The 17,244-nt window shown below is 71.4% G+C and carries 13 protein-coding genes; 6 read left to right on the forward strand and 7 right to left on the reverse strand.

Features of this window, described 5'->3' with window-relative positions:
* Nucleotides 1-7: 7 nt before the first annotated feature.
* The 3 genes from EPA64_RS03990 to EPA64_RS04000 are packed head-to-tail and all read right to left on the reverse strand — an operon-like array spanning nucleotide 8 to nucleotide 3,113.
* Nucleotides 8-1,246 (reverse strand): urate hydroxylase PuuD, encoded by a 1,239-nt coding sequence (locus EPA64_RS03990; protein WP_134724958.1) that lies wholly within the window; start codon nucleotides 1,244-1,246, stop codon nucleotides 8-10.
* Nucleotides 1,246-1,608, reverse strand: coding sequence for a hydroxyisourate hydrolase (uraH, locus tag EPA64_RS03995; RefSeq protein ID WP_134724959.1), 363 nt, complete (start codon nucleotides 1,606-1,608; stop codon nucleotides 1,246-1,248). The genes EPA64_RS03990 and uraH overlap by 1 nt, the downstream gene beginning before the upstream one ends.
* Before the next feature lie 14 nt (nucleotides 1,609-1,622).
* Complete coding sequence (locus EPA64_RS04000; RefSeq protein WP_246026595.1) at nucleotides 1,623-3,113, reverse strand: nucleobase:cation symporter-2 family protein; 1,491 nt, start codon at nucleotides 3,111-3,113, stop codon at nucleotides 1,623-1,625.
* 134 nt (nucleotides 3,114-3,247) lie between these two features.
* Here EPA64_RS04000 and EPA64_RS04005 point away from each other — a divergent pair, with 134 nt between their 5' ends.
* Entirely contained in the window at nucleotides 3,248-4,099 is an 852-nt protein-coding gene (locus EPA64_RS04005; protein ID WP_134724960.1) for an IclR family transcriptional regulator, read from the forward strand.
* Nucleotides 4,100-4,103: 4 nt separating this feature from the next.
* On the opposite strand, the gene EPA64_RS04010 is transcribed toward EPA64_RS04005, so the two are convergent.
* The 4 genes from EPA64_RS04010 to EPA64_RS04025 form a co-directional block, all read right to left on the reverse strand.
* Complete coding sequence (locus EPA64_RS04010; RefSeq protein ID WP_134724961.1) at nucleotides 4,104-7,220, reverse strand: efflux RND transporter permease subunit; 3,117 nt, start codon at nucleotides 7,218-7,220, stop codon at nucleotides 4,104-4,106.
* Nucleotides 7,220-8,521, reverse strand: coding sequence for an efflux RND transporter periplasmic adaptor subunit (locus tag EPA64_RS04015; protein ID WP_134724962.1), 1,302 nt, complete (start codon nucleotides 8,519-8,521; stop codon nucleotides 7,220-7,222). Before EPA64_RS04015 ends, EPA64_RS04010 begins: the two co-directional genes overlap by 1 nt.
* Nucleotides 8,522-8,630: 109 nt before the next feature.
* On the reverse strand, nucleotides 8,631-9,632 hold the full coding sequence (locus tag EPA64_RS04020; protein WP_246026596.1) for an N-acetylglucosamine-6-phosphate deacetylase: 1,002 nt from the start codon (nucleotides 9,630-9,632) through the stop codon (nucleotides 8,631-8,633).
* A gap of 80 nt (nucleotides 9,633-9,712) precedes the next feature.
* Nucleotides 9,713-10,702 (reverse strand): ROK family protein, encoded by a 990-nt coding sequence (locus EPA64_RS04025; RefSeq protein WP_134724964.1) that lies wholly within the window; start codon nucleotides 10,700-10,702, stop codon nucleotides 9,713-9,715.
* Between EPA64_RS04025 and EPA64_RS04030 the strand changes: the two genes are divergently transcribed.
* The 5 genes from EPA64_RS04030 to guaD are packed head-to-tail and all read left to right on the forward strand — an operon-like array spanning nucleotide 10,701 to nucleotide 17,242.
* On the forward strand, nucleotides 10,701-11,444 hold the full coding sequence (locus EPA64_RS04030) for a copper homeostasis protein CutC (protein WP_134724965.1): 744 nt from the start codon (nucleotides 10,701-10,703) through the stop codon (nucleotides 11,442-11,444). The genes EPA64_RS04025 and EPA64_RS04030 overlap by 2 nt on opposite strands.
* A 20-nt stretch (nucleotides 11,445-11,464) precedes the next feature.
* Nucleotides 11,465-12,910, forward strand: coding sequence for a xanthine dehydrogenase small subunit (gene xdhA, locus EPA64_RS04035; protein ID WP_134724966.1), 1,446 nt, complete (start codon nucleotides 11,465-11,467; stop codon nucleotides 12,908-12,910).
* 2 nt (nucleotides 12,911-12,912) lie between these two features.
* Complete coding sequence (gene xdhB / locus EPA64_RS04040) at nucleotides 12,913-15,237, forward strand: xanthine dehydrogenase molybdopterin binding subunit (protein WP_134724967.1); 2,325 nt, start codon at nucleotides 12,913-12,915, stop codon at nucleotides 15,235-15,237.
* The gene (xdhC, locus tag EPA64_RS04045) at nucleotides 15,234-15,962 is read left to right on the forward strand and encodes a xanthine dehydrogenase accessory protein XdhC (RefSeq protein WP_134724968.1); all 729 of its coding nucleotides are present in this window, start codon (nucleotides 15,234-15,236) and stop codon (nucleotides 15,960-15,962) included. The genes xdhB and xdhC overlap by 4 nt, the downstream gene beginning before the upstream one ends.
* Nucleotides 15,959-17,242, forward strand: coding sequence for a guanine deaminase (guaD, locus tag EPA64_RS04050; protein ID WP_134724969.1), 1,284 nt, complete (start codon nucleotides 15,959-15,961; stop codon nucleotides 17,240-17,242). The genes xdhC and guaD overlap by 4 nt, the downstream gene beginning before the upstream one ends.
* Nucleotides 17,243-17,244: the final 2 nt, after the last annotated feature.

Here is a 17,244-nt window from a genome sequence, read left to right on the forward strand (position 1 = left end):
GCTGGCGTCAGTTCGCGGCCAGCCGCGCGCCCGCGCCGGCGCGATACCAGTCGCGGATCGCCTGCCGCTCGGCAGGTTCGATGAAACTGACGTTGGCAGGCGGCATGGCGTCGGTCAGCCCCGCCTGGACGAATATCTCGTGCGCGGCGCGCGCGATCTCGTCCGGCGTTTCCAGGTGCAGCCCCTTGGGCGCGGTCCCGATGCCATCCCACCCCGGCTCCGCCGCGTGGCACATCGAACAGCGCCCCATGACGATGCCCGCCACCTCGTCGAACCCGGCCGCGTCGGCAAATCGCTGCGCCTGCGCCGGCAGGGCGGCGGTCTCGTCCTCGGGCGCGCCCTGGGTTCCCGCCGCCGACAGCCACACGCAGGCCGCAAACAGCGCCGCCGTCACCCCCCAGGTCCACCACGGCCAGCCCTTGCGGGCGTGCTTGGTGTTGAAGAAATGCCGGATCGTCACCCCCATCAGGAACACCAGCCCCGCGATCACCCAGTTCCAGCGCGTCGCGAACACCAGCGGATAGTGGTTCGATAGCATCAGGAACACGACCGGCAGGGTCAGATAGTTGTTGTGGGTGGACCGCAGCTTGGCGATCTTGCCGTATTTCGGATCGGGCGCGCGCCCGGCTTTCAGGTCGGCGACCACGATCCGCTGGTTCGGCATGATGATCAGGAACACGTTGGCGGTCATGATCGTCGCCGTGAACGCCCCCAGATGCAGCATCGTGGCGCGCCCCGTGAACACCTGGTCATAGGCCCAGCCCATCGTCAGCAGCACCGCGAACAGGATCAGCATCAGCAGCGTGGGCCGCGCCGACAGCCCCGACTTGCACAGCCGGTCATAGACCAGCCAGCCCACCGTCAGCGACGCGGCGGAAATCAGGATCGCCGCCCATTTGCTCAGCTCGACCTTGGCCGGGTCGATCAGGAACAGCTCGGCCCCCGCCCAATAGGTGACGGCCAGCAGCGCCGCGCCCGACAGCCAGGTGGAGTAGCTCTCCCATTTGAACCAGGTCAGATGCTCGGGCATGGCGGCCGGGGCCACCAGATACTTGCGGATGTGATAGAACCCGCCGCCGTGGACCTGCCATTCCTCGCCGTGCGCGCCGGGGGGCAGGTCGGGCGCCTTTTGCAGGCTGAGGTCAAGCGCGATGAAATAGAACGACGACCCGATCCACGCGATCGCCGTCACCACATGCAGCCAGCGGACGCCCGCCGACAGCCATTCCCACAGGATCGGGTCCATCAGCTGCCCCGATACGTCGAATAGCCGTGCGGCGCGATCAGCAGCGGGACGTGATAATGATCCTCCTCGGCCAGGCCAAAGCGGATCGGCACCTCGTCCAGGAACCGCGGCCCGGCGGCGTCCACGCCCTCGGCGTCCAGCCACGCGCCGACGTGGAACACCAGCTCGTACCGGCCCGTGGCAAAGCTCTCGGCCGGCAGGATCGGGGCGTCGGTGCGCCCGTCGCGGTTGGTCAGCATCTCGGCCAGCCGCTCGCGCCCGCCCGGCGTGCCGGGGTCCAGCCGGAACAGTTCGATCCGCATCCCGCTGGCGGGGCGTCCGCCGGCGGTGTCCAGAACATGGGTCGTCAGGTAACCGGCCATGTCGTTTCCTTCCCTCAATGCGCGTCGGCGGCGGCGCCCGCGCGGCGCAGCTCATCCTCGTCCACCGGGCGCGCGCCGTTGAAATACCAGTTCAACGCGACCGCCGCGACCGCCGCCAGCAAAATGCCCGAATGGCTGAGAACCTTGGTCGCCTGCGGCAGCCACTGGTCAAAGTCGTTGGCGATCATCGGGATCATGCCGAACCCCAGCGACACCGCGACGATGAACAGGTTGTGCCGGCCCGAGGTGAAATCGACCCGCGCCAGGATGCGGATGCCGGTCGCCGCCACCATGCCGAACATGACCAGCCCGGCGCCGCCCAGGACGACCGTGGGCAGCGCCTCGACCAGCGCGCCCATCTTGGGGATCAGCCCCAGCACCACCATGATGACCCCGCCCACGACGCACACGAACCGCGACCGGACCCCGGTGACGCCGACCAGCCCGACGTTCTGGCTGAACGAGGTATAGGGAAAGGTGTTGAAGATGCCGCCCAGCAGCGTGCCGACCCCGTCCGCGCGCAGCCCGGCGGCCAGCGCGGGCTGCGTCACCTTGCGCCCGACGATGTCGCCAAGCGCCAGGAACATGCCGGTCGATTCGATCATCACCACCAGCATGACCAGCGACATGGTGACGATCATCACCGGATCGAACGTCGGCATCCCGAAATGGAACGGCGCGATCGGCGCGAACCACGCGGCCGAGGCGACCTTTTCGAAATGCATCAGCCCCATCGCCGCGGCCACCACGCCGCCCACCACGATGCCGATCAGCACCGCGATGTTGGACAGGAACCCGCGCGCGAACCGCGCCACCAGCAGGATCACCGCCAGCACGACCAGCGCCACCCCGATGTTGCCGGGCGCCGCATACAGCGGGTTGGGCACGGTGGGCGCCAGCCGCAGACCGTCCGGCACGGTTCCGGTGGCGATCTGCGCGTCCAGCCAGGCCTGCATCGCCGGATCGACGATCCGGGGCGCGGTCGGCCCCTGCTGCAGGCCGAAGATCCAGTTGATGCCGACCGGCATCAGCGAGATCCCGATGGTCAGGATCACCGTCCCGGTGACGACCGGCGGGAAGAACCGCAGCATCCGGCTGACCAGCGGCGCGATCAGGATGCCCACGATCCCCGCCCCGATGACCGCGCCGAACAGCGCCCGCGCGCCGTCCGGTCCGGGCGTGGCGTTGGCGATGGCGACCATCGGGCCGACGGCGGCGAAGGTCACGCCCATCATCACCGGCAGGCGGATGCCCAGCCAGGCCCCCACGCCCATCGACTGGATGATCGAGGCGATGCCGCAGACGAACAGGTCGGCCGAGATCAGGAACGCCACATCCTCGGGCGGCAGTTTCAGCGCGCGGCCGACGATCAGCGGCACCGCGATGGCGCCGGCATACATCACCAGCACATGCTGCAGCCCCAGCGCGAACATGCGCGGGGCTGGCAGCACCTCGTCCACGGCATCGCGGGCCGGCATTGCCCCCGCGTGGGTCGTTGATTGCATGGTCCCTGTCCTTGCGTGTCGGTTTTGCCTGTGATGATGGTCCATCGGAACGGGCGCGCAATAGGCCTGATCCGCCTTTCCACAGGGTGGAACCCGATTGCGCCGCCGCTTGCGATGGACCAGCCTCAGACCCGATGACCTGCCCGCCCCCCGATACGCCGCCGGACACGCCCGCCGAACCCGCCGCCCAGCCCTCGCGCCGCCCCGGCCGTCCGCGCCGCAGCGAGGCGCCCGCGGGCGCCCGCGTGGTGGACCGCGCGCTGGATGCGCTGGCCGCGCTGGCGGAATCCGAGGGGCTGACCCTCAGCGAGCTGGCCGCGCGGCTGGGCCTGCCGATCTCCACGATGCACCGGCTGCTGGTGCCGCTGGCGGCGCGCAGGCTGGCGGAATCGGACCCCGCCACCGGGCGCTGGGCGGTCGGGCCGGGCGCGTTCCGTCTGGGCGCGGCGTTCCTGCGCCGGGGCGGGCTGGCCGACCGCGCCCAGCCGCATCTGCGCGCGCTGGCCGCCGCCAGCGGCGAGACCGCGGCGCTGGCGGTGCCGGACGGCGACGGCGCGCTGGTGGTGGCGCAGGTCGAATCCCACGCCGCGCTGCGGGTCAGCCTGACACCGGGCACGCGCCTGCCGCTGCACGCCAGCGCGGCCGGAAAGGCGCTGATCGCGCATCTGCCGCTGGAACGGGCGCGCGACCTGCTGGGGCGCGGGTCGCTGCCGGCGCTGACGGCGCGGACGATGACCGATCAGGGCGAACTGACCGCCGATCTGGCGACGCTGCGCCATCGCGGCGTGCTGACCGACCTTGGCGAATCGGCGGACGGTCAGGCGGCGCTGGCGGCCCCGGTGTTTTCCGGCATCGGCGATCCGGTCGCGGCGCTGACGCTGGCCGGACCCGCCGCCCGGCTGGACGGCCCCCGGATCGAGGCGCTGGCCCCGGTGTTGGCGCGGGCGGCGCGCGACCTTGGCGCGGCGATGGGCGGGCGGGCCTGACCGCTCAGGCCGGTTGCGCCGCGACCTGTTTGGGGGGGCGGTTGCCGGTCAGGCGGCGCACGGCGACATAGAACCCCGGCACGAAGAAAATCCCAAGGAAGGTCGCGGCCATCATCCCGCCCATCACCCCGATCCCGATCGAGTTCTGTGCGGCCGCCCCCGCGCCGGTGGCGATCGCCAGCGGCAGCACGCCCAGGATGAACGCCAGCGAGGTCATCAGGATCGGCCGCAGCCGCAGGCGCGCCGCCTCGACCGCGGCATCGGCGGGCGTGCGGCCGCGGGTTTCCAGGTCGCGGGCGAACTCGACGATCAGGATCGCGTTCTTGGCGGCCAGCCCGATGGTCGTGAGGATCCCCACCTTGAAATAGACGTCGTTCGACTGCCCGAAGATCAGCGCCGCCAGCACTGCGCCCAGAATGCCGACCGGCACCGACAGGATGACGGAAAACGGCACCGACCAGCTTTCATACAGCGCCGCCAGCGACAGGAACACGACCAGCGCCGACAGCGCATACAGATAGGGCGCCTGATTGCCCGACTGGCGTTCCTGATAGCTCAGCCCCGTCCACGCCACGCCAAAGCCGCCCGGCAGCTGCGTCACCAGCTCTTCCATCGCGTCCATCGCCTGACCGGAACTGAACCCCTCGGCCTCGGACCCCGACAGGGAAATGGCGTTCGTCCCCTCGAACCGCGCAAGGCGCGGCGAGACGGGCACCCACCGGGCCGACATGAAGGCGGAAAACGGCACCATCTCGCCCGAGGCGTTGCGCGCATACCACGCCTCGAGATCCTCGGGCTGCATGCGGAAGGCGGCGGCGCTCTGCACGATGACCGGGCGCAGCGTGTTGCCAAGGGCAAAGTCGTTGACCTCGCGTCCGGCAAAGATCGTGGACAGCATCCCGTTCACGTCCGACAGGCTCAGCCCCGCCGCCTCGGCGCGCTGGGTGTCGATGTCCAGCCGCAGGGCGGCGTCATCCTCGTCGCCGCGGCCCTGCACGTTGGTCAGGCGCGGGTCGGATTCGGCCGCCAGTTCGACGCTTTTGGCGGCCTCGCGCAGCGCGGCAAGGCCCTGGTTCGACTGGTCGATGATGAACATCTCGAACCCGGCCGAGTTGCCAAGGCCCTGGATCGGCGGCGGCTGGACAAAGCTGACCCGGCCGGCGCGGTGGTCGCGGAACCGGTCGTTCGCCCGCTGGGTGATCGCCGATGCCGACTGGTCGGGGTTGGGGCGTTCGTCGAAATCCTTCAGCCGCACGAACAGCGTCGCGCGGCCCTGCCCGGTGCCGGAAAAGCCGAAGCCAAGCGCGCCGAAGGTGGACGCGACGGCGGATTCCCCGGTCAGCATGAACTGCTCGACCTCTTGCACCACGGCCAGCGTCTGCTGGGTGGTCGAGCCTTCGGAGAGGTTGATCTGGGCCATCAGCACGCCCTGGTCCTCGGTCGGAAGGAAGGTGGATTCCATCCGCGTGAACAGCGCCCAGACCCCGGCCGAGATCGCCGCCAGCAGCACCAGCACCACGAACGGATGCCGCACGATCCGCGCCACGGCGCGGGCATAGCGTTCGGTCAGCCAGTCGAACCCGGTGTTGAACCAGCGCGCGGGCGCGAACCGCGCCGGCCCGTGGCCCGGGCGCAGCAGCGCCGCGGTCTGCGACGGCGTCAGGATCAGCGCGGCGGCCAGCGACAGCATCATGGCGCTGATGATGGTGACGGAAAACTGGCGGTAAACGACGCCGGTGGACCCGGCCATGAAGGCCATCGGCAGGAATACCGCCGACAGCACCACCGCGATGCCGATCAGCGCGCCGGTGATCTGGCGCATGGATTTCTCGGTCGCCTCGACGGGGCCGATATGCTCCTCGGCCATGACGCGCTCGACGTTCTCGACCACGACGATGGCGTCATCGACCAGCAGGCCGATGGCCAGCACCATCGCGAACATGGTCAGCGTGTTGATCGAATAGCCCATCACCGCCAGCACGCCGAAGGTGCCCAGCAGCACCACCGGCACCACGACGACGGGGATGATCGTCGCGCGCCAGTTCTGCAGGAAGATCAGGATGACGGCGATGACCAGCGCGATGGCCTCGATCAGCGTGTGATAGACCTTTTCGATCGAGCGTTCGACAAAGGGCGAGGTGTCGTAGGCCACATACAGGTCCACGCCCTCGGGCAGGGCCGGGCGCAGGCTGTCCAGCACCGCGCGCACGCCCGCGGCGGTGTCCACGGCGTTTGCGCCCGTCTCGAGGTTGACCCCGAACCCGGCCGCGTTGTTGCCGTTCAGCCGCGAGCCGCTGCCATAGGACTGCTGCCCGATCTCGATCTCGGCCACGTCGCCCAGCCAGACGGACGACCCGTCGGCGCCGGTGCGCAGCAGGATGTTGCGGAAATCCTCGACGCTGGTCAGCTGACTTTGCGCGGTGATCGTGGCGGTGAACTGCTGGCCTTGCGTCACCGGCTGGCTGCCCAGCGACCCGACCGAGACGGTGGCGTTCTGTTCGGCCACCGCCGCCGTGATGTCGGACGGGGTCAGCTGGTATTGCGCCAGCCGCAGCGGGTCCAGCCAGATCCGCATCGCATAGCCGGACCCGAAGATGTTGATGCCGCCCACCCCGTCCACGCGCTTGACCGGGCCTTCGACGACCTCTTCCAGCAAATTGCCCAGCTCGACCGTCTGATAGCGGCCGTCCATCGACGCGACCGCCCCCACCATCAGGATCGACGAGGTCGAGCGCGTCACCGACACGCCCTGGTTCTGCACCTGCGTCGGCAGCCGCGATTCGACGCTGCGGACCTTGGACTGCACGTCGTTCAGCGCGTCTGTCGGCTCGACGCTGTCGTCGAAGGTCAGGGTCAGCGACGACCGCCCCTGCGAGGAACTGGATTCGAAATAGATCAGCCCGTCGATGCCGGTCAGCGTGTCCTCGATCTGGGTGGTGACCGAGTTCTGCACCGCCTCGGCGGTGGCGCCGGGATAGCTGGCCGAGATGCGGACCGTGGTCGGCGCGATGTCGGGATACTGCGACACCGGCAGACCCAGCACCGACCAGATCCCCGCCAGCATCGTGACGATGGCCAGCACCCAGGCAAAGACCGGGCGGTGGATGAAATATTGCGCCATCAGTTCGCCGCGGTCGGCCCGGCCCCGGCAGGGCGGGCGGGCGCGGCGGCGGCGCTGACCTCGGCCGGGGGCGGCGCCACGCCCGCCGGTGCGGAGGCCGCGCCCGCCTGTGCGGGGGGCGTGTCGGCGCCAGCGGCGGCGGCCCCGATCTCGCGCACCACGCCCTGGGCGTCGATCTCGACCGGGACGGGCGTCACCTCGGCCCCGTCGCGCAGGTTGGTCAGCCCGTCCAGCACCAGCGCGTCGCCGGCCTCGACCCCCTCGGTCACGATCCAGGCGTTTTCATGGGTGCCGGTTTCGGTCAGCGTCACCTGGTCGGCGCGCCCGTCGCGGACGACGAACGCGGTCAGCGCCCCGCTGGCGGCGCGGCTGGTGGCGCGCTGCGGGACCAGCACGGCGTTGACCGAACCGACCGTCACCTCGACCCGCAGGAACTGGCCGGGCAGGATCAGCCGGTCGGGGTTGGGAAACTCCAGCCGGAACGGCACGGTGCCGGTGGTCGCCGATACCGCGATGCCGGGGCTGACCATGCGCCCGCCCAGCGGATAATCCTGCCCGGTTTCAAGGATCAGCCTTGCGTCGGGGCCATCGCTGGGCTGCAAATTGCCCTGCGTGGCGCGTTCGCGGTTGCGCAGGATGCGCGCGCGGCTTTCCGAGACGTCCACATAGACCGGGTCCAGCTGCGTGACGGTGGTCAGCGCCTGCGTCTGGCTGGCCGTGACCAGGTCGCCGACCGACACCGCCGCGATGTCCACCACGCCGTCGATGGGGCTGCGGATCTGCGCGCGGTTCAGCGCCAGCTGCGCCAGGTCGCGCGCGGCTTGCGCCGCGGCCAGCTGCGCCTGCGCCGACGCAAGCGAGACCTGCGCGGTTTCCAATTCGGCCCGGCTGACCCCCGACCCCTGCAGGCGGTCATAGCGGTCCACCGTCGCCTGCGCGCCGGTGACGGCGACCTCGGCCCCGGTCACACCCACCTGGGCGGCGGTCAGCTCGGCGGCCAGCGTCTCGGTGTCCAGCCGGAACAGCACCGTGCCCGTGTCCACCTGCTCGCCGGGTTCATAGGCGATCTCGACGATTTCGCCGCCGACCTGGGGGCGGATGGCGGTCTGCGCCACCGCGACGGCGCGTCCCGGCAGTGTGACGGTCACGGTGACATCCTCGCGCCGCAGTTCGGCGACGCCGACCTGGGCCGGGCCGCCGGAACCGCCGTCGCCGCCCGGGGTGCCGCCGCCCTGCTGCGCAAGCGCGGGCGCGGCCAGCGCCGCGCACAGGACGATCAGGGCGGATCGGGGAAGGATCATGGCACCTCGGATGCGTTCCCATTGGTGTGGCAGCACCCCCCCGCGCGATCAACCCGCTGCCGGGCGCGCCAGCATCACGCCCTCGTCAACCGGGCGCGAGGATGGGGGCTCAGCCCAGCCATCCCGCAAAGCGCAGTTCCCCGTCCAGCGTCGCCACATGGGCGGCGGGCGTGCCCGGCGCGATGGCAAGCGGCGGCAGGCGCATCGCCGCGCGGGGAATGTCGGTCGCCATCGCCAGGCAGCGGTCCAGCGCGACGCCGCCGTCGCGGTGCAGGCGGCGCAGGCAGGTCACAAGGTCCACATGGGCGCCGGCCAGCGCGCCGTCCGCGTTGACCAGCCGCCCGTCCCGCACCGCGATGTCGCGCCCGTAAAGCGCAAAGCGGTCCGGCCCCCCCACGGTCGCCATCGCGTCCGACACCAGAAAGCTGCGATCGGCCCGATGCGCGGCCAGCGCGATGCGCAGCGCGTCCCAGGCGACGTGGTGGCCGTCCGCGATCAGGCCCACGTGGGCGTCGGACAGGATCGCCGCGCCCGCCAACCCGGGCTCGCGGTGCGCCAGCGGCGGCATGGCGTTGAAAAGATGCGTGACCATCGTCACGCCTTGCGCAAAGGCCGCCCGCGCCTGCGCCGCCGTGGCCATGCTGTGCCCCGCCGACAGCACCACGCCCAGGGCCGCCGCCCGCGCCAGCCACGCAGGCTCGGCGCGTTCCGGCGCCAGCGTCAGCAGGACCGGGACGCCCGCCGCCCGCAGCCGCGCCAGCACCGCCAGCGTGCGGTCGTCCGGCGGGCGGATGTGGGCGGCGTCATGGGTGCCGCGTTTTTCGGGGGCGATGTGCGGCCCCTCGATATGCAGGCCCGCGATGCCGTCGCCGTGGGCGGCGATGGCGGCGTCGGCGGCGGCCTCCATCACCTCGGGGGCGTCGGTGATGACGGTCGGCAGCATGGCGAGGGTGCCAAGGGCGCGATGCGCGGCGCGGATGGCGCGCAGGCCGTCCGGCGTTGGCGTCGTGTTCACCAGCACGCCGCCGCCGCCGTTCACCTGCAGGTCGGTCGGGCCGGGGATCGCCAGGTGCGGACGTGCGTCGGGGGTCGCGCCGCCCAGCGGCCGCACCTGATCCACCACGCCGCCGCGGACGCGGATCGAAAGACCGGGGTGCAGCGCGCCATCCCGCCAGGTCAGCTCGGGGGCGATCAGGGCGTCCAGGGCAGCACGCCTTCGGCGATGCGCCGCGCCAGCAGCGCCGCGCCGCGCACGCCGCTGGCGTCGCCGAACCGCGCCACCCTTATCGCGGGCGCGGGGACGCCCGGCATCAGCCGCGCGGGCAGCGCATCGGTCAACCGCTGCGCCACGCCGGGCATCTGCGACAGCCCGCCGCCCAGCACGACCACGCGCGGATCGATGGTCATCTGCAGCATCTCAAGGCATTCCGCCGCCAGATCGGCCCACATCGCCAGCACCGGCTCGGTTGCCGCCCCTGCCGCGACCACCTGCAGCGCGGTCAGCGGCCCCAGTCCGGCGTGCTGCGCCAGCCGGGTCAGCCCCGGCCCCGCGACATAGGTTTCCACGCAGCCCTCGCGCCCGCAGCCGCAGGGCCACAGCGGCAGGCCGTGGCGCGCCAGCGCGCGGGCGGGCATGCCCGCATGGCCGATTTCCACCGCGATGCCGCCATAGCGCGGCGCGGGCGCGCCCGCGATGCACAGCCCGGCCGCAACCCCGGTGCCCAGGATCAGCCCGACGGCCGCGTCCGAGCCCTCGGCCGCGCCGCCGTTCGCCTCGGAAAATGCCAGCGCCATCGAATCGTTCATCACCGGCAGGCGGCGGCCCAGACGCGCGACCAGCCGGTCCTGCATGGGCTGGCCGCTGATCGGCAGGTTGGCGGTCTGCGCGATCCCGCTGTCCGGCTCGACCACGCCGGTCATGGCGATGCCCACGGGCAGGTCAGGCGCGCCCGCCTGCGCCTGCAGCCAGCCGACCTGCCCGGCCAGCGCGTCAAAGAACGCGTCCGCGCTGTCCCGCGGCGTCGGCACGCGATGGGTCGCCACGGTGTCCAGCGCGGCGTCGAACAGCCGCGCCTCGATCTTGGTCCCGCCGATGTCCAGCCCGCCGCAGATCACCGCTGTCCCTCCCTGTTCGGGAATGTGATAACGCCAGCCGCGCAGCGGCGCGAGGGGGGGCGGCATGCAACTGGAAATCGTCGTGGACGACGCCGAGGGGCTGGCGCTGGCCGCTGCCGGCGGCGCCGACCGGATCGAGCTGTGCGCGGCGCTGGCGCTTGGCGCGCTGACGCCCTCGGCCGGGCTGATGCGCCTTGCGGCCGATTGCGGGGTGCCGGTTCATGCCATGATCCGCCCGCGGGCCGGGGATTTCCGGTTTTCGCCCGCCGATCTCGCCATTGCGCTGGACGACATCCGCGCCGCCCGCGCGGCGGGGCTGGCGGGCGTCGTCATCGGCGTCTCGGCCCCCGACGGGCGGCTGGATGCCGTTGCGCTGGCGCGCCAGACCGACGCCGCCGGGCCGATGGAGGTGACGCTGCACCGCTGTTTCGACGTGACGCCGGACGCCGCGCAGGCGCTTGAGACGGCGGTGGCGCTGGGCGTGACGCGGATCATGACCGCGGGCCACGCGCCCTGCGCGGTGGACGGGGCCGGGGAACTCGCCGCGCTGGTGCGCCAGTCGGCGGGCCGGGTGCAGGTCATGGCCGGCGGCGGGGTCGTTCCGGCGCATGTCCCCGCGCTGGCCTCCTGCGGGGTGGATGCGGTCCATGCGTCGTGCAGCGTGCCCCGCCCCGTCACCGGCCCGCTGGGCAGCCTGCGCATCGCGCCCGAACGCCCGCGCGCCGACGCCGCCCTGATCGCCGCGCTGCGCAAGGCCGTGAACGCGGCGGCCGCGGCGGGGGCTTTCCTTGCCCGCCAAACGGATTAGGCTGTGTGGCGGAGGCCCCGATGCTGCAATTCCTGCTGAACGACGACGAGATCCGCCTGACGGAATGCGGCGCTTCCGACACGCTGCTGGATTTCCTGCGCATCGGCCGCCGCCTGACCGGCACCAAGGAAGGCTGCGCCGAGGGCGACTGCGGCGCCTGCACGGTGATGCTGGGCCGCCTGCACGACGGCCGGCTGGTCTATGAGCCAGTGAACGCCTGCATCCGATTTCTCGCGTCCTGCCACGGCTGCCACGTCGTCACGGTCGAGCATCTGCGCGACCCGGATGGCGGGTTGCACGCGGTCCAGCGCGCGATGGTGGACCACCACGCCAGCCAGTGCGGGTTCTGCACGCCCGGCTTTGTCATGGCGCTTTACGGGCTGTGGATGACCAACCCCGACGCCGACATGACCGCGATCGAGACGGCGCTGCAGGGCAATTTGTGCCGCTGCACCGGCTATGCGCCGATCGTGCGGGCGGCGCAGGCGGTGCTGGCCGCGGGCGGGCAGGCGGGCGACCGCATCGCGCGCGAACGGGACGAGGTGACGGCGCGTCTGGCCGCCATGCAGGGGGGCCGGGTCGAGGTGGCGCGCGGGGACGACCGCGCGATCCTGCCCGCCGACGTGGACGATCTGGCGGCGGTTCTGGTCGAACACCCCGATGCCACCATCGTCGCGGGCGCGACCGATGTGGGGCTGTGGGTGACCAAGTTCCTGCGCCCGATCTCGCCCGCCGTGTTCATCGGCCATCTGGATGGGCTGAAGCGGATCGACGTCGGGGACGACATCCGCATCGGCGCCGGCGTCACCTATACCGAGGCCGTGCCCCTGATCGAATCCGAGTTTCCCGAGGTCAGCGACTATTGGCACCGCATCGGCGGCTGGCAGGTCCGCAACATGGGCACCATCGGCGGCAACATCGCCAACGGCTCGCCCATCGGGGAAAGCCCGCCGCTGATGATCGCCTTGGGCGCGCGGCTGGTGCTGCGCCACGGCGACACGCGGCGCGAGATCGCGCTGGAGGATTTCTTCATCGCCTATGGCCAGCAGGACCGCCGTCCGGGCGAGTTCGTGGAAACAGTCATCCTGCCGCGCCGGGGCAATGCGCTGGTCGCGGCCTACAAGATCTCGAAACGCCAGTCGGCCGACATCTCGGCCGTGGCGGCGGGGTTCCGCATCGAGGTGGCAGGCGGCGTGATCACATCCGCGCGCGTGGCGTTCGGCGGCATGGCGGGGACGCCGAAACGCGCCGCAGCGGCCGAGGCGGCGCTGACCGGCGCGCCGTTTTCGGCGGAAACCTTCGCGGCTGCGGGCGAGGCGGTGCAGGATGACTTCCAGCCGCTGGGCGACTGGCGGGCCAGCGCCGATTATCGCCGCGCCATCGCGCGCAACTTTTTCCGGCGGTTCTGGCTGGAACAGGCGGGCGGCGACCAGCCGGTGCGGCTGGCCCGCGTCGCGGGGGACTGACCATGAAGGACGCGACCGACAGCATTATCCGCGGCGGCGTGCATCAATCCGTCCCGCATGACTCGGCCACGCTGCACGTCACCGGCCGGGCCGATTACACTGACGATATCGTCGAACCCACGGGCACGCTGCACGCCTATCTGGGCCTGTCGCAGGTGGCGCACGGGCGCATCCGGGAGATGGACCTTGACGCGGTGCGCGCCGCGCCCGGCGTCGTCGGCGTGCTGACCGCCGCCGATCTTCCGGGGCGCAACGACGTCTCGCCGCAGGGGCGCAACGACGACCCGATCCTGGCCGAGGGCGAGGTCCGGTTCTGGGGCCAGCCGGTCTTCGCCGTGATCGCCACGACCCGCGACCAGGCGCGCCGCGCGGCGGCGCTGGCGCGCATCGACTATGACCCGCTGCCGCATCTGCTGGACCCCATCGCCGCCCGCGACGGCGGCGCGGATTACGTGGCCGATCCCCTGACCCTGACCCGCGGCGACGCCGACGCGGCGCTGGCATCCGCGCCGCGCCGCATCGACGGGCGGTTCACCATCGGCGGGCAGGACCATTTTTATCTGGAGGGCCAGATCGCGCTGGCCATCCCCGGCGAGCGGGACGAGATCACCATCCACGTGTCCACCCAGCACCCGACCGAGGTGCAGCACATGGTCGCCCACGCGCTGGGGGTGCCCGCCGCGGCGGTGGTCGTCAACATGCGGCGCATGGGCGGCGGGTTCGGGGGCAAGGAAACCCAGATGAACCTGTTCGCCTGCGTGGCGGCGGTGGCGGCGAAACGCTGGGACCGCGCGGTCAAGCTGCGCCCCGACCGCGACGACGACATGACGGCCACGGGCAAGCGGCATGATTTCGTCGTGGATTACAGCGTCGGGTTCGACGACGAAGGGCGCATCCTGGGCGTCACCGGCGACTATTACGCGCGCTGCGGCTTTTCGGCCGATCTGTCGCAGGCGGTGACGGACCGGGCGCTGTTTCACGGCGACAACGCCTATTTCTATCCGGCGGTGCGGCTGCGGTCGCACCCGATGCGGACGAACACGGTGTCGAACACCGCCTTTCGCGGTTTCGGCGGCCCGCAGGGGGTCATCGTCGCCGAACGCATGGTCGAGGATATCGCCTATGCGCTGGGCCGCGATCCGCTGGCGGTGCGGCGCGCCAACCTTTACCGCGACGGCGACCTGACCCCCTATCACCAGACGGTCGAGGACATGATCCTGCCGCGCCTGCTGGACGATCTGGAAGCCTCGTCCGATTACCAGCGCCGGCGGCAGGCGGTGCTGGACTGGAACGCGCGGGCGCAGGCGGGCGGCGGCCCGATCCGCCGCGGCATCGCGCTGACCCCGGTCAAGTTCGGCATCAGCTTTACCGCCACGCATTTCAACCAGGCGGGCGCGCTGGTCCATGTCTATGCCGACGGGTCCATCCACCTGAATCACGGCGGCTGCGAGATGGGGCAGGGCCTGCACGTCAAGGTCGCGCAGGTGGTGGCCGACGCCTTTCAGGTCGATCTGGGTCTTGTCCATGTCACCCGCACCGCGACCGACAAGGTGCCCAACACCTCGGCCACCGCGGCCTCCTCCGGGACCGATCTGAACGGCATGGCGGCGCTGGACGCCTGCCAGCAGATCCACGCGCGGCTGGTCGATTTCGCCTGCGCCGCCAAGGGGCTGACGCCGGATCAGGTCCGCTTTGAGGGCGGCTGCGTCCACATGGGCGGCGAGGCGATGCAATGGTCGCGGTTCATCGAAACCGCCTATCTCGCCCGCGTCCATCTGTCGGCGGCCGGGTTCTATCGCACGCCGAAAATCCACTGGAACCGCAAGACCGGGCAGGGGCGGCCGTTCTATTACTTCGCCTATGGCGCCGCCGTGACCGAGGTGTCGGTGGACACGCTGACCGGCGAATACCTGATCGAGCGCGCCGACATCCTGCACGACGCGGGCCGCAGCCTGAACCCGGCGATCGACATCGGCCAGGTCGAGGGCGGCTATATACAGGGCGTCGGCTGGCTGACCAGCGAGGAGCTGTGGTGGGACGAAGCCGGCCGGCTGCGGACCCACGCGCCCTCGACCTATAAAATCCCGCTGGCGGGGGACCGGCCGCGCATCTTCAACGTGGCGCTGGCCGACTGGTCGGAAAACCGCGAGATGACGATCAAGCGGTCCAAGGCGGTCGGCGAGCCGCCGCTGATGCTGGGCATCTCGGCCTTTCAGGCCATCGGCATGGCGGTCGCCTCGGTCGCGGATTACCGCGAGAACCCGCGGCTGGACGCGCCCGCGACGCCGGAACGGGTGCTGATGGCGGTGGAACGGCTGCGGCGATGATCCGCGTCCGCATCAGTTCGGTGCGCGGGTCCGCCCCGCGCGAGGCAGGGGCCGAGATGATGGTCGGCGCCGACACCGTCACCGGCAGCATCGGCGGCGGGGCGCTGGAATACATGGCCATCGACCGCGCCCGTGCGATGCTGGCGCGGGCCGAGGATCGCGCCACGATGGACGTGCCCCTTGGCCCCGAGATCGGGCAATGCTGCGGCGGGCGCGTCGCGCTGGTGCTGGACCGCGCGCCCGCCACGCCGGAGCCGCCGCGCCCGCAGGTTCTCATCCTTGGCGCGGGGCATGTGGGCCGGGCGCTGGCCCGCGCGCTGGCCCCGCTGCCGCTGGCGCCGGTGCTGATCGACAGCCGCGCGGGGGAACTGGCGCAGGCGGGCGACGTTCCGACCCGCCTGACGCCCCTGCCCGAATCCGAGATCCGCGCCGCCCGCCTCGGCGCCGCCATCGTCATCGTCACCCACGACCACGCGCTGGATTTCCTGCTGGCCGCCGAGGCGCTGGCGCAGGGCCGCCGCGCCGCCTATGTCGGCATGATCGGCAGCGCCACGAAACGCGCGGCCTTTGCCCGCCACGCCCGCGCGCAGGGTATCGACCCCGCCCCGCTGGTCTGCCCCATCGGGGCGAACCCGACGGGCGACAAGCGCCCCGCCGTCATCGCCGCCTTCGCCGCCACCGAAATCGCGGCCCGCCTGCTGACCCCTGCCAGGACCGACGCATGAGAACGCTGATTCGTGGCCGCCTGCTGACGTTCCACGCCGACCCCTCGGACAGCGCCGAAGCGCACCGTTATGTCGAGGACGGCGCGCTGATCGTCGCCGACGGGCGCATCGAGGCGGTCGGCGACTACGCCGCCCTTCGCGCTGATGGCCTGGCCGAGATCGACCACCGGCCGCATCTGATCCTGCCCGGATTCATCGACCCGCATCTCCATTTCCCGCAACTGCAGGTCACGGCCAGCTGGGGGTCGGACCTGCTGGACTGGCTGACGCGTTACACCTTCCCCGAGGAAAGCCGCTTTGCCGACCCCGGCCACGCGGCCTGGGCGGCGGGTGCGTTCCTGGACGAACTGGCGCGGGCGGGGACGACCACGGCAAGCGTCTACGCCTCCAGCCACGCCGCGTCGGCGGATGCGCTGCTGGCCGAGGCGGACCGGCGTGGGCTGCGGATGAACGTCGGCAAGGTGATGATGGACCGCAACGCCCCGCCTGGCGTGCTGGACACGGCGCAGACGTCCTACGACGACAGCGCCGCGCTGGCCCGGCGCTGGCACGGGCAGGGGCGGCTTTCCTATGTGATCACACCGCGTTTCGCGATCACCTCGACGCCCGAACAGCTGGCGGCGGCGCAGGCGCTGGCGCAGGACTTCCCCGACTGCCCGATCCAGACGCATCTGTCGGAAAACGGCGACGAGATCGCGCTGACCATGCAGCTTTATCCCGACCGGCGCGACTATCTGGACATCTATGACCACTTCGGCCTGCTGGGCCAGCGCAGCCTGATGGGCCATTGCCTGCATCTGTCGGATGTCGAGATTGCGCGCATGGCCGAGACCGGCACCCGCGCCATCGCCTGCCCGACCTCGAACCTGTTCCTCGGCTCCGGCCTCTTCGACCGCAAGCGCCTGCACGGCGAAGGCGTCGTCACCGGCATCGCCACCGACATCGGCGGCGGCACCGACTGGTCGATGCTGCGGACCTTGGGCGAGGGCTACAAGGTCTCGCAGATGCGCGGCCACCGGCTGCATCCGCTGGAACTGATGCACTGGGCCACGCGCGGCAACGCCCTGGCGATGGGGCTGGCCGACCGCATCGGCACGCTGGACGCCGGAACCGAGGCCGATCTGGTGGTGCTGGACGCCCGCGCCACCCCCGCCATGCGGCTGCGGATGGACCGCGCCGCCGATCTGGCCGACGAATTGTTCGTGCTGACCACGATGGGCGACGACCGGGCGGTGGTCGAAACCTATGCCGCGGGCCGCGCCATGAAAAAGCCGGGCTGACG

Origin of the sequence: Paracoccus luteus (genome assembly GCF_004522155.1) — a bacterium.
GTDB classification, from domain to species: domain Bacteria; phylum Pseudomonadota; class Alphaproteobacteria; order Rhodobacterales; family Rhodobacteraceae; genus Paracoccus; species Paracoccus luteus.

What these genes read in the sequence shown, in the direction of transcription:
- uraH (WP_134724959.1), bottom strand. Translation starts at nt 1,608, where the DNA reads ATGGCCGGTTACCTGACGACCCATGTTCTGGACACCGCCGGCGGACGC.
- xdhA (WP_134724966.1), top strand. Translation starts at nt 11,465, where the DNA reads ATGCTGCAATTCCTGCTGAACGACGACGAGATCCGCCTGACGGAATGC.
- EPA64_RS04030 (WP_134724965.1), top strand. Translation starts at nt 10,701, where the DNA reads ATGCAACTGGAAATCGTCGTGGACGACGCCGAGGGGCTGGCGCTGGCC.
- EPA64_RS03990 (WP_134724958.1), bottom strand. Translation starts at nt 1,246, where the DNA reads ATGGACCCGATCCTGTGGGAATGGCTGTCGGCGGGCGTCCGCTGGCTG.
- xdhB (WP_134724967.1), top strand. Translation starts at nt 12,913, where the DNA reads ATGAAGGACGCGACCGACAGCATTATCCGCGGCGGCGTGCATCAATCC.
- guaD (WP_134724969.1), top strand. Translation starts at nt 15,959, where the DNA reads ATGAGAACGCTGATTCGTGGCCGCCTGCTGACGTTCCACGCCGACCCC.
- EPA64_RS04005 (WP_134724960.1), top strand. Translation starts at nt 3,248, where the DNA reads ATGACCTGCCCGCCCCCCGATACGCCGCCGGACACGCCCGCCGAACCC.
- EPA64_RS04015 (WP_134724962.1), bottom strand. Translation starts at nt 8,521, where the DNA reads ATGATCCTTCCCCGATCCGCCCTGATCGTCCTGTGCGCGGCGCTGGCC.
- xdhC (WP_134724968.1), top strand. Translation starts at nt 15,234, where the DNA reads ATGATCCGCGTCCGCATCAGTTCGGTGCGCGGGTCCGCCCCGCGCGAG.
- EPA64_RS04025 (WP_134724964.1), bottom strand. Translation starts at nt 10,702, where the DNA reads ATGCCGCCCCCCCTCGCGCCGCTGCGCGGCTGGCGTTATCACATTCCC.
- EPA64_RS04000 (WP_246026595.1), bottom strand. Translation starts at nt 3,113, where the DNA reads ATGCAATCAACGACCCACGCGGGGGCAATGCCGGCCCGCGATGCCGTG.
- EPA64_RS04010 (WP_134724961.1), bottom strand. Translation starts at nt 7,220, where the DNA reads ATGGCGCAATATTTCATCCACCGCCCGGTCTTTGCCTGGGTGCTGGCC.